The organism is bacterium SCSIO 12741, from assembly GCA_024398055.1.
In the GTDB taxonomy this organism is placed as follows: domain Bacteria; phylum Bacteroidota; class Bacteroidia; order Flavobacteriales_G; family Salibacteraceae; genus SCSIO-12741.
Genome location: CP073749.1, coordinates 2,641,087 through 2,653,392 on the forward strand (window position 1 = coordinate 2,641,087; position 12,306 = coordinate 2,653,392).

Genomic DNA, 12,306 nt, shown 5'->3' on the forward strand with positions numbered 1-12,306 from the left:
TAATGTTAAGGCAAAGTTAATCTAATAAAAATAAGTTCCAAAATTAAATTTTGTGAACGGCGATCAATCCGTGTATTTTCCCCAAATAACTCCTCTTTAATAAGTATTTTTGGAGCCATAAATCTGTCCGTTAAAACCCTACGGTTATGAAATCTGATCTGAATGCTCGAATAAAAGCATGCCTCCAAGAGGAGAATTTTGGTTCCGTTAAGGACGAAATCGAAAAAATCATCCTTGAGTTCAAAGAACTGGCATCCAATGAAAAGAAGGAAAAACTTGAAGCCTTTGTTGCCGACGGTGATAGTCCCGAAGATTTTGTGATGCCCCAAGATCCAGCAGACCTGGAATTTGAGGCACTGGAACAAACCTTTCGAGACAGACTGAAAAAGCACAAAGAGTCTGAAAGAAGAAACGAACTCGAGAATTACGAGGTTAAAAAGGAATTACTCAAAGAGTTGCGTAATCTCATCGACAACGAAGAGGTGATCGGAAAAGCCTTTGCCAACTTCAAGTCTATTCAAGAGCGTTGGAATTCGGTAGGTAAGATGGCTGCTATACCCTATAAAGAGGTGCAGCATGATTATCGCCTTATGGTGGAGGAATTTTACTACAAAATTCACATCTACAAAGAGCTTAAGATAAACGACCTGAAAAAGAACCTCGAACTCAAGAAGGACTTGATTGCCCGAATGGTTAAACTCAAAGATGAAACCAGTATTAAGGAAATCGAGATTCTTCAAAAGGCTTACCAGCTGGAGTGGGACAACATTGGTCCTACCTTTAAAGAGGAATGGGAAGGAATTAAACAAGAATTTATTGCCGCCTCCCGGGCGCTTAATGATAAAATTAAGAATCACTATCGGGGCATTCGTGATCGTCAACGCGAAAACCTGGATTTGAAAACGGCCTTGGTTGAGGAAGTTGAAGCCCTTCTGGTCAAATTTCCAGACTCTTCGAAAGATTGGCAAAATGGCGCCAACAAAATCCGGGAGATTCAGGAAAAATGGCGCAAAATTGGTTTTGCCACAAAATCTCAAAATGAAATCATTTGGGAACGATTCAAGGCGGCCTGTAATCAATATTTTGAGCAAAAAAGAGAATACTTCAAAGGGTTAAAATCTACCCAAAAAGGTGCCGGTGAAGAAAAACGCAAGCTGATTGAAGAAGCTGAGCGCTTAAAAATTCTCCCCGAGAACCTGGACGATTTTGATTGGGGAAGACGTACCAATGATTTTATCCGTATTCAAAAGAAGTGGAAGCAACTGGGCTCATCTTTACGTCATGAAGAGCAAAAGCTCTGGAAGAAGTTTCGTGCGGCTTGCGACGAATTTTTCGAAAGCAAGTCGTCCTACTATAATGGTAAGGACGATCGGTTGAAAGAAAACCAGAGTAAGAAAGAGGCCATAATTGCTGAGCTTCAAAAATGGACTCCTGAAGGAGCGAAGGAAGAGGTTCAGGAAAAGTTAAAGGCCTTTTCCGCCCAGTGGTCTGGGATTGGTTACGTCCCATCCAAAGAGAAAAGAAGACTTCAGGACGCATTTTCTGAAGCCATGGATTCGGTACTCGACAAATTGGGCTTGAACGCAGAAGAGAAAACAGAGTTGTTGTTTGGTCAGCGTTTGAGTGAAATTAAGAACAACGACGATCCGATCCAATCGCTTAAGTCAGAACGTAAACGTTTGGCTGAGCGCCTGAATAAAATGCGTGAGAAGCAATTGCAATATGAAAATAACCTCAGCTTCTTTTCAGACAAAAGTGGAAATAACCCACTCTTGAAAGAGGTGAAAGAGAAAGCGGAAGAGGTTGTTGCACAAATGGACGATATTCGCAAACTGCAAAAGCGGTTGAATATTGAAATCCACGCACTGGAAAAGAAAGCCACGGAAGAGGCTGAAGCCAGTTCTTCTTCGGAAGAAAGTCCTGAAGCATAAGGACGAAGGCAATTAATTCGACAATTAGATCAAGGAGATAAGTATGGCAGAAGAGGCAGTAATGGAAGCCCGGGGAATGGTAGATGATAAAACAATGATGAAGGCCTTTCGGTTAATGAGCACCGCCAGAGCCCTCAGTGATAAATACGAAGAGAACGCTAAAGAAACAGCCAAGTATGTACATGCTACCTCTCGAGGACATGAGGCTATTCAGCTGGCTCTTGGATTACAGCTTAAACCCCAGGATTTTGTAGCTCCTTATTACCGCGATGATTCCATCCTATTGGGAATTGGAATGCGTCCCTATGAATTGATGCTTCAGCTTTTTGCCAAAAGGGAAGATCCTTTTTCAGGTGGCCGTACCTATTATTCGCACCCGAGTTTGAATCGGGATAATATGCCCAAAATTCCCCACCAGTCCAGTGCGACAGGTATGCAAGCCATTCCAATTACGGGTGTGGCTATGGGGATGCAATACAAAGAAAAGGTAGGATTAACTGATCCTAAGACAAAAGACCTTCCTATCGCGGTTTGCTCCATTGGAGATGCGGCAACTACGGAAGGTGAATATTCCGAGGCCTTGCAAATGGCAGCCTTGAAGCAGTTCCCCATTTTGTACCTGGTTCAAGACAACGAATGGGATATTTCTGCCAATGCAGAAGAAACCCGTGCTCAGAATGCAGCGGAGTATGCCCAGGGGTTCAAGGGAATTGAAGTAAGATCGATTGATGGCAATGATTTTACAACAGCCTACCAGACGCTGGAAGAGGTTATTCATTTGATGCGTACAGAACGTAGGCCTTTTTTGGTTCACGCCAAAGTTCCATTGCTCGGGCACCATACATCAGGTGTAAGAAGAGAATGGTATCGCGATGATCTGGAAGAGCATAAAACACGTGATCCATTGCCGATTTTGTGGAAGCAAATGCTCGATTTGGGTAAGACCGAAAAAGAGTTGGAAAAAATCCAAGATGAGGTTCGCAAGCTGGTAGACGAGGAATACGAACAAGCTCGTTCCGCTGAAGATCCAAGGCCTGAAGATCTTTTTGATTACGATTTAGCTCCAACACCTATTACCGAAGAAAAAGGAGTTCGAGAGCCAGCGGGTAAAGAATCTACCGTGATGGTGGATTGTGCCTTGTTTGCGGTTCAAGAATTAATGCAAGCCAACAAAGAGTGCTTGCTCTATGGACAAGACGTTGGTGGCCGATTGGGAGGAGTATTCCGTGAAGCGGCTACCCTGGCTCAAAAGTTTGGCGATGATCGGGTATTTAATACTCCGATTCAAGAAGCCTTCATTATAGGAAGTACCGTAGGTATGTCTGCTGTAGGCTTGAAGCCCATCGTTGAGGTTCAATTCGCTGACTATATTTGGCCCGGGTTGAACCAGTTGTTCACCGAGTTGAGCAGATCCTACTACTTGTCGAATGGAAAATGGCCTGCTTCGGCTATTATCCGGGTTCCTATTGGAGCCTATGGAAGTGGTGGCCCCTATCACTCGTCCTCGGTGGAATCCATTTTGACCAGTATTCGGGGAATCAAGATTGCATACCCTTCTACGGGAGCAGATTTGAAGGGATTGATGAAATCCGCCTACCACGATCCTAATCCAGTAGTAATGTTGGAACACAAAGGATTGTATTGGTCCAAAATAAAAGGTACCGAAGGTGCCAAGACCATTGAGCCCGATGAGGAATATGTGGTTCCTTTTGGTAAGGGAAGAGTGGTTTTGGAAGCGGATTCCAGTTACTCAGAAACAGGTGAGTCTATTTGCATCGTTACTTATGGTATGGGTGTGTATTGGTCTTTGGAGGCAGCTAAATCTTATCCAGGCCAAGTAGAGATCATCGATCTTAGAACCCTTTATCCAATGGATGAAGAGTTGGTGATGGAAACGGTGAAAAAACATGGACGTTGTTTGGTGGTAACCGAAGAGCCCTTGTTGAACAGCTTTGCCATGAGTATTGTTGGAGATGTTCAGCGCAAATGTTTTGAAAACCTGGATGCGCCTGTCATGGCGATAGGTTCGGAGAATATGCCGGCCATTCCATTGAACAGTACCCTCGAGTTTACTATGATTCCAAATGCCGATAAGGTTAGAGCCAAAATGGAAGAGCTCATGACTTACTAATTCCCTATTTTGAATCGAGCCCGGATCCATATCAGATGGCTGTGCTTCACCCGAAGTCGAGTCCTTCTGTTGTTGATTCTTTTCTTTACTTCCTTTTCCCTTCAAGCTCAGTGGGTGAAAGAGGACGATACGAGCCGGGTATGGATGAAAGATGGGATTTACCTCAATGCCGAGGAATTCTACACCAATTCACCTTCAGCCGAATGGGTTTTGATTTCAGATAAGGAATGGAGGTACAGGGATTCCATTCAGCGGAAAGGAGTTTTGGTAGAAATTACTTCCCGGGAAATCGTAAGAAGCAACATTGATATTCGAAGTCACCGGGTACTTTGCGACACCGGTACAGGAAGGGTGACTATTGATGTCAAAGAGATTTGGGGGCTTTGTATTCATGGAACTCCTTATCAGCATATCCAATTTGAAAGTCGTGAAAATTTTATTCGGGTAAAGTTGCTTGGGAGGGTTAGTTTTTTGAGCTATACCCGGGAGTTTGATGACAACTTTAACATGGTTCCCAACCTGATGAATGAGGATCGGCAAATGCAATCGGAAGTCATTGATTTGATTGTGGATTTTGATGAGCAGCGAATGATTCGAAATCGTCGTGCCAATCTTGAAGATATACTCCAAAGAGACCCAGAGATGTATCAATCCTATTTATTGGAAAAGAAGAAGTCCAGGGCGATAGGAGAGTACATCGAACAATACAACCGGAAATACCCGCTCGATTTTTAAGAATTTAGAAACCCACCTGGAATCTGACCCCAATACTTTATTAGGCATCTATTTTTTTTCGTGATGCTCAAAATGATTTGGTTTAGTGCGGGAAAACTGCACTGCATTCGATTCTATTTACCCTGCAATTTTTGACCTCTGGCCGGATCGAATTGTAAGTGGAAGCCGAAAACCTTTTAAAAGAGTAGGCGGAAAAATTTGATTCTTAAAAAGATTAGCATGAAAAAGTTAAAGCTAAAAAAGGAAACGATTGCGACTTTAAGCAACCATCAAATGGAGGTGGTTCATGGCGGATTATTCAAATCTCGTTTTTTGTGTCGCAAGAAACAAACGATGCCTCCCGGATGTCCTTCCGAGAGAACTTGCTTCTGTGGAATTACGCCATCTGAAGATCATTCTTCCGACCAGTCCATGGGAGATGGTCCAATCTAAGATATTGCATGAAAATTATAGGGTTTGGTTCAGCCAATCCCTATAGTTTTTTACCGGACCAAAACGTTCGATTGGACTTTGAAAAATGAATGAAATGGTCTTTTTGTTCCTGAAACAAGCCTAAATGTGAGGTTAATTAGCCAAAATCCTGGGAATTTATCGAGCCGGATATACGTTAAAAGTTCCCATAGCCTTCGCAATGATCAGGTCACCCACTTTGATCTCACCTTCCACTACTTGCAATCTTTTTCCTTGACGAATTACCTGACCTTTTCCCTCCAGTATAGAACCCGTTTTTGCTGGATTGAGGTAGTTAATCTTAAATTCAACAGTACTCACTAAGCAGCCCGCATCAGCTACTGCAGAAAGAGCCGTAACTCCCAATAAGCCATCCATTAATGCGGCAATAAGCCCTCCATGAGTTGTTCCAGGAAGAGCTTCAAATTCCGGTTTTAAAGGCAACGAGTAGTTTACCTGACCCGGTGCAACAAGAGTGAAATCCATTCCCAAAAAATCTCCAAAGCGATTGGAGGCTTTGTATTGTTCAATGATGCGTTTCGCTGTATCCATAGTGCGAAGGTAATCAGGAGATAACATTCGTTAACCCCCTATTTCAGTGTTTGTACAACAATATCGCGTTTACAATGATCGTTGATATCAGGCAACATTTGTTAATTTTGTCAGGAGTTACCGGTCTTCCTTAAAATGCAGTATCAATTCCTCAACCGAGTTGTCTGTCTGGATTGTGCCGGGCCCAATTAAACTTTAATTAAACTACTTTACCCTTAAGTATGAACCTTAGAAAAACCTTAATCCGGTTGCATCGGATCGATGATCTGATTGCACGTCGAGCGACCGGAAACCCCGAGGAGTTTGCTCAAAAGTTGGGCGTGTCGAAGCGCCGCCTTTTTGAATTGCTGAATGAGATTAAAGGATATGGTGTGGAGATTGAATACAATCCCATGCGCGAATCCTACATATACTCGGAGGGAGGGCCTTTGTTTGAAGGCGATAGTTTAAACATGAACCGAATCGTTGGCGGCAAAGCAGATTCGGATTTTCACAAATATTTTCATGTATTTGGTAGATTGCCTTGGTTCAGTGCGGAAAAATCGCGCTCCAATGCATTCTCTTTACGTTGCAATTTTGATTTTCTGGCCAGAGCAAATTTGTAAGCGTATGCCGAAAAGCTTGTGAAAAGAGTAGGCGACTAATTAGACTTTTAAACTATCATGAAAAAGTTAAAGCTTAACAAAGAGACGATCGCAACGTTGAACAACAACCAAATGGAAGAAATTCAAGGAGGACTTTTCAAGTCTCGCTGGTTGTGCGGAAAGAAAACCTCTAAAACTTACGAGTGTAGCTCAGAAAGAACTTGCTTCTGCCACAGTACTGCTCCATCGGACGAAGCTCCAGGAGAAGTTAACGAGCAAGGTCCAATGTAAGAAGAGACCACGTAAATTTTACAGGGAGCAGCTTGCCTGCTCCCTTCCTTTTGTTTTAACCTCGTTGCTGGATTTTCCTGTTAACGCTATTTGTCAACGCCTACAACCTTAAATGTAAAATGCAACCTTAAATAGTTACGAATAATCCATGATGCTTCGCCCAACTAAGGACGTCAACCGTACTCTCCAAAAAGTCCTCGTTGAACCCAAGAGCTACCTGTTACCCAAGGTTTTCTTGACTTGGGTGCTTGGTGTATTAATTTTCGTGATATGCTCTTTTTCCGACCAGCTTACTAAACCCCAAACCGTTTCGTACTCATTTATTGATTCGCTTGCCCAAGAGGCTCAGGTCCTTTGCTTGGGAGAACAGTGGCATCGCTTCGAGACTTACAATTCCTTCAAATCGGGATTAATCCCCTATTTAATGGAAGAGCATGGCTACTCGGTGGTGGTCTTTGAATCGTCGATCTACGGAGCACTTATTGCCGATCGCGAAAAATATACAGGAAGGGAAAGGTTGTTTCAAACTCTACCCACGATCTGGAGAACGCCGGATCTTTTAAACCTCTTTCACTTTCTTGATGAGAGTTCAACACAGCCGCAACTATATGGGGTGGATCCGAATGGGCCTTATGACTTAGGGTTTTCCCGTTTTCTACGGAAGCAATTACAAGCCGCTGATTTTGAACAAGCGGATGAACTGTTCGCTTTAGACAGTGTATTGTGGAATGTTTGGCTCAATCAACACCAGCAATATGGAAAGCACCAGGCCGATGATAAGATCCACTTAAATGATACTGCGCTGTACCACCAATCGTTAGTTTTATTTCCTGCCCAATCTTGGGAGCGTCAATGCCTGCAAAATCGCATTTACCTCATTCAGAAAATGCAACTTCAAGGAAGAGAGGCAGTTCTGTTTAGAGACAGCATTATGGCCCTGAATGCTGAATGGGTACTCAACCAATTGGAGCCAAATACCAAAGTCATTTTATGGGCAGCAGATATGCACTTATCCTATGATTGGAAAGCGGTAGACAAAAAACTTACCGGCAAATCCATGATGATGCATTTGAAAGAAAGGAGTGAACGAACTATTCGAACCCTTTCCCTTCAGGATTTTGATCAACTAAAAAAGTCGGAGCGAAAGCTCTATCCCGAATTTGAGGGGGGACATTTATTCGTTGATCGCATTCCGGAACCAGACTCCCGATCCGATCAGTTTGATGCCATTCTCTTTTTTAAAAATGTTCAACCCGAAAAAAACTATTTAAAGAATGAACCTTAAATCTCCAACCGCCAAAGAGGTAACCGATTCGTCGGTGCCTCATGTACCTGAATTTATACTGTCTGCTATTTACCAGCAATTGAGCCAAGTCGTACCCACTTGGTCTGAGCTTGGATTGATGGGAGGGATTAGCGGAATAGGTCTGTTTTTGAAGGAATACGAAAGGGCTTTTCCGGGTCAAAGCCAAAACCTAACTCAGTTGGTGAAAGAGCGATTGATAGAGGAGGTCAATAGCATTGGCAGTTTGGATTTGAGTGATGGCCTTATGGGAGTTACCTGGGCACTGAATCATTTGTTTGATCCATCCGAAAAAGATGAGGACTGGAAAGATTTTGAAAGAGAGGTGATTGAATTGGCAATTTCCAATTTCGAACAGAATTGTCAGGAACGAAATACGGACTATCTCTATGGAGCTGGAGGAGATCTCTTCTTTTTAATTGAGTCAGGAGCCTTAGATTTCGAGGAATACGAAAATCGGATTCGAGCCACTCTTGCCTTGCTCATTGAGCAGATGCAAGGGGAGGAGGGAAAGGCCTACTTCCTAAGTCCACCTAAACATGGCGTGGCGCCATTGATCAACCTGGGAATTGCTCATGGAATGCCGGCATATGTCGCCCTTTTTTCAAGAATTAGCTCATGGAAGAATTGGTCCGAAGTGGATCACGCATTAACCGGGATGAAAGGGTTCATGCAGTCTATCGCACGCTTCGATCAACCGAGTTGTTTTCCCTATTCGATAGAACCGGACAATCCGGAGAAAACCTCCTATGACAGTCGATTAGCCTGGTGTTATGGAGATCCAGGAATTGCTTTGCAGTGGATTAGACAGGCCGAGTTGACCCAGGATACTGACACTTACGATTGGGCCCTCAACATTGCTCTACATGCTTCTTTAAGAAGAGACAAACAAAAAAATGGCCTCGTTGATCCCGCATTTTGCCATGGTACAGTTGGAATGGCTCATCTGTTTCAATTATTGGCCAAGCAAACAGATCGGGAGGAATTTTTGGAAGCCAGTAATCATTGGATTCAACATACCGTAAAGGACATTCAGACCGGTGAACTTTTACAGCGATTTACCATTACGCATAACGGAGAGACGATGGAGGATTATGGAATACTCACTGGAATTGCTGGAATAGGAATGACTTTACTTGGGCAAAACCACTCTATCCAAGTGCCCTGGGACCATCCTTTTCTAATTAACTACTAAACCATGAACAAAACTTACGACATATACCCGATTTCCTTATTACGGAGTCCGGCTCAGCCCTATCAACCTGGACTTAGTTATGAAGAGTTGGCCGAAGCAGTCAAGGACACCTACTTTTTAAACGCTTTGCAGCTCGCTTCCAGCAACCTACATAGAAAGGTGAGGCAGGCACTTCTGGAGCACGGCGAACTTCCCAAGAATGACCCTAAGCTTTTAACCACCCTTTACAAGTACCTGGTCAGGATGAAAACCAGGTGTACGCCCTTTGGTCTGTTTGCAGGGACCTCTCTTCTGACCTTCGGTACCGAAACTCATCTGGTTTCCCAAAATAGGGATCAATGGGAGGTTAAGGCCAAGCTGGATATGACCATTGCCGCCGAGGTGATCAACCAATTGAAACAACAACCTGGGTGGAGTGAACGCGAATACTTTGTGCCTAACGAAACGATCATTGAGTTTCAAGGAAAACTTAGGTATTTGATGCGCGTTCCGGGAACCGATCGTATGAAGTTTGAATTGTGCACGGTGGATACCAACGATTATTTGACCGCCTTGCTGCCGACTGCATCCGGAGGGATGAGAAAGATTGAAATGATCAGGTGGTTCCAAATGTTGGACGAGGAACTTACCGAGGAAGAGATTAGGGAATTTTTGGATGAGTTGATCCAGGAACAGGTACTCGTTCCACAGCTTAATTTGACCGCTGCAGGTAAGGAGCCTTTGGAAAATGTGTTGTCGCTTCTTCAAAAATCAAAGAGCTGGTCGGCCGAAAAGTCCTTTGCATCCACCCTCGCCGGACTCAGTGAAACCCTGAAAGAAGGAAATACCCAAGGAAGATTTGGGAATGAGCTTCTTGGTCGGTTGACGGAGAGGGTAAAAGAACTTCTCCCGGAATATGACCGTTCACCGGTAGCCACAGATCTCTATAAACCCTTGAAAGAGGCCCAACTGGATGAAAAGGTGGGATACGAGTTAAAGGAGATGGTTGCTTTTTTGGCCTCCATCGATTTGCCCAACGACTCAGCCCATGACCGATTGGAAACTTTCAAACAGCAATTTTCCAGGAGGTATGAAAACCGGGAAGTATCCTTGGTTGAGGTTTTGGATCTGGAACTCGGCATTGGTTATGCCGGCTCCGGAATGGGAGATTTGGCTCCTTTTCTAAAAGACGTCTCTCCCGGACAACAAAGCGGAGGGTCGGTTAAAATGACGACCAATCAGTTTCGTCTGTTCCAGCAGTTGGTCGGACATCCCATGGATACTCCGATGGATCTAAAGAAAATGGCTTTCGTTAAAACTCCAACTCCTACGGAATGGCCGGATAGCTTAGCTGCTATGTACAGCGTTCGGATGGGTAAGGATGGGCAAGTGAGCTTGGAATTTGATGGGGCCACGGGGCCAAGCGCATTAAACGTTTTGGGACGATTTGCCTCCACCAGCGATTCTATGAAGGAACTTTGTGATGACCTGGTTGAAAGAGAAAAGTCCAAATACCCTGAAGATACGGTTTTGGCCGAAGTCGTCCACCTCCCAGGGCCGAAACAAGGAAACATTGTTTTTAGACCCAGTTTTAGGGATTACGAAATACCGATTGGTGCACCCTCGGAACGACCAGTGGAAAATCAGATCTTAATTGGAGACTTGATGGTTTCCGTTCAGAACAATGAGGTCGTTTTGCGCTCCAAAAGGCTCAACAAAAGAGTAGTTCCCAGAAAAGCCAATGCCCAGTCGTTTCGACAAAGCGCCCTGCCGATTTATCAATTTCTATGTGACCTGCAGTTTCAATCAGGTATCACAGGGGTGTATTTCAAATGGGAAAATATGCCCTATCGATTAAAGCGCTATCCAGCTCTATACTATGGCGTGCATCAGGTTAGCCCTGCCACCTGGTGCCTGGCGAAAAGCGATTTTGAAGAGCTATTGAAGAATGATCTGACTCTTGAAACAATCAGGTCGTGGAGAGCTCGCTGGCAAGTTCCTTCCGAGTTTTTACTCGCCGATGGAGATTTGGAGCTGTTAATTGATTTAGAAACGGAGGCTGGTCTTGCCGTTTTTCAGCATGCTGCTAAGAACGAATCCCAGATTGTGCTGAAAGAGTTTACGGCTGCTCAAGATGAAATGATTTTGCACGATGCCCTTGGAGAGGGCTATCACCATAAACTCATTTCCTTTTTGACCTTGAACAAAAAGCACCAACCGTTTTCCTTTCAATTGCCGAAGACCGGTAAAGTGCAGCGTAGGTTTTCATTGGGATCGGAGTGGATGTTCGTGAAAATCTACGGGAGTACCCAAACGGCTGATTCGGTGCTGGTCCGAAACATTTACCCGCTCATTAATAAGTGGTCAAACGAAGGGTTGATGAAGCAATGGTTCTTTATTCGCTATGCGGATCCGGACCCTCACCTTCGGCTTCGATTGAGGCTTGTGGAATCATCCGACTATCCGAAGCTTCTTCAGGAGCTCAATCACGAATTAGAGGAATTACGTGAGTCAGGTAAGGTTCAAGCACTCTTGCCAGATGATTATATAAGAGAGTTGGAACGATATGGCCCTGAATCGATGGAGGATATTGAGCATTTCTTCCATGCAGATAGCGAAGCCACGGTTCACTTTTTATCACAATTGCCCAGCCTCAGTGGCGATCGCGAAAGGTGGTCCTTCTTTGTGCACTCCATTGACGATATGTTCAACCAACTGGAATTCGACCTAAACCAGAAATTGGATTTGATGGGAATCCTGAAACAATCTTTCGATCGGGAGTTTAAGGCTGGAAGAATCCAAAAGATTCAAATGGATAAGAAGTTTAGAGCTACCCGTAAAACACTCGAAGAAGTGTTGAATCCGAAGATGGATTCCGATGCCTCACTGGCTGATTATGTACTCAAGCATCGAAGCGAAATTATGGGAGACCATTGGAATCGTATCAGGCAGCAAATAGAAGCCGGGGATGCTGAATGGAAAAACCGGTTGGCCAGTATGGTTCACATGATAGGAAACCGCATTTTTTGTGACCGTCAGCGTCTTTATGAGTTTGTAATCTACAACCTCATGCACAAGTTTTACATCTCTCTGAAAGCTCGAAAAGCAAAAGCTGAAGTAGCTCTTGAGCAATAGCCCCACATGAATATGAACGA

The 12,306-nt window shown here is 44.0% G+C and carries 10 protein-coding genes; 9 read left to right on the forward strand and 1 reads right to left on the reverse strand.

Going from position 1 to position 12,306, the window contains the following annotated elements; all coding sequences use genetic code 11:
• The first annotated feature begins 146 nt into the window (after positions 1-146).
• The 4 genes from KFE98_11205 (at position 147) to KFE98_11220 (ending at position 5,229) form a co-directional block, all read left to right on the forward strand.
• On the forward strand, positions 147-1,931 hold the full coding sequence (locus KFE98_11205) for a DUF349 domain-containing protein (GenBank protein ID UTW60621.1): 1,785 nt from the start codon (positions 147-149) through the stop codon (positions 1,929-1,931).
• Positions 1,932-1,992: 61 nt separating this feature from the next.
• Positions 1,993-4,062, forward strand: a complete 2,070-nt coding sequence (locus KFE98_11210) for a tungsten formylmethanofuran dehydrogenase (protein UTW64692.1) — start codon at positions 1,993-1,995, stop codon at positions 4,060-4,062.
• A 9-nt stretch (positions 4,063-4,071) separates the two neighbouring features.
• On the forward strand, positions 4,072-4,797 hold the full coding sequence (locus tag KFE98_11215; protein UTW60622.1) for a hypothetical protein: 726 nt from the start codon (positions 4,072-4,074) through the stop codon (positions 4,795-4,797).
• A 219-nt stretch (positions 4,798-5,016) separates the two neighbouring features.
• On the forward strand, positions 5,017-5,229 hold the full coding sequence (locus KFE98_11220; GenBank protein ID UTW60623.1) for a class I lanthipeptide: 213 nt from the start codon (positions 5,017-5,019) through the stop codon (positions 5,227-5,229).
• Positions 5,230-5,385: 156 nt separating this feature from the next.
• Here KFE98_11220 and KFE98_11225 read toward each other — a convergent pair whose 3' ends face one another.
• The gene (locus KFE98_11225) at positions 5,386-5,799 is read right to left on the reverse strand and encodes a PaaI family thioesterase (protein ID UTW60624.1); all 414 of its coding nucleotides are present in this window, start codon (positions 5,797-5,799) and stop codon (positions 5,386-5,388) included.
• Positions 5,800-6,020: 221 nt separating this feature from the next.
• Here KFE98_11225 and KFE98_11230 point away from each other — a divergent pair, with 221 nt between their 5' ends.
• The 5 genes from KFE98_11230 to KFE98_11250 all read left to right on the forward strand — a co-directional run bounded on the left by KFE98_11230 (position 6,021) and on the right by KFE98_11250 (position 12,286).
• Positions 6,021-6,404: a hypothetical protein gene (locus KFE98_11230; GenBank protein UTW60625.1), complete on the forward strand. Its 384-nt coding sequence runs from the start codon at positions 6,021-6,023 to the stop codon at positions 6,402-6,404.
• A 57-nt stretch (positions 6,405-6,461) separates the two neighbouring features.
• On the forward strand, positions 6,462-6,674 hold the full coding sequence (locus KFE98_11235; protein UTW60626.1) for a class I lanthipeptide: 213 nt from the start codon (positions 6,462-6,464) through the stop codon (positions 6,672-6,674).
• A gap of 424 nt (positions 6,675-7,098) precedes the next feature.
• Positions 7,099-7,959, forward strand: coding sequence for an erythromycin esterase family protein (locus tag KFE98_11240; GenBank protein ID UTW60627.1), 861 nt, complete (start codon positions 7,099-7,101; stop codon positions 7,957-7,959).
• Entirely contained in the window at positions 7,949-9,172 is a 1,224-nt protein-coding gene (locus KFE98_11245; GenBank protein ID UTW60628.1) for a hypothetical protein, read from the forward strand. Before KFE98_11240 ends, KFE98_11245 begins: the two co-directional genes overlap by 11 nt.
• A gap of 3 nt (positions 9,173-9,175) precedes the next feature.
• A complete protein-coding gene (locus KFE98_11250) occupies positions 9,176-12,286 on the forward strand; it encodes a lantibiotic dehydratase (protein ID UTW60629.1) in 3,111 nt (1,036 codons plus the stop codon).
• Positions 12,287-12,306: the final 20 nt, after the last annotated feature.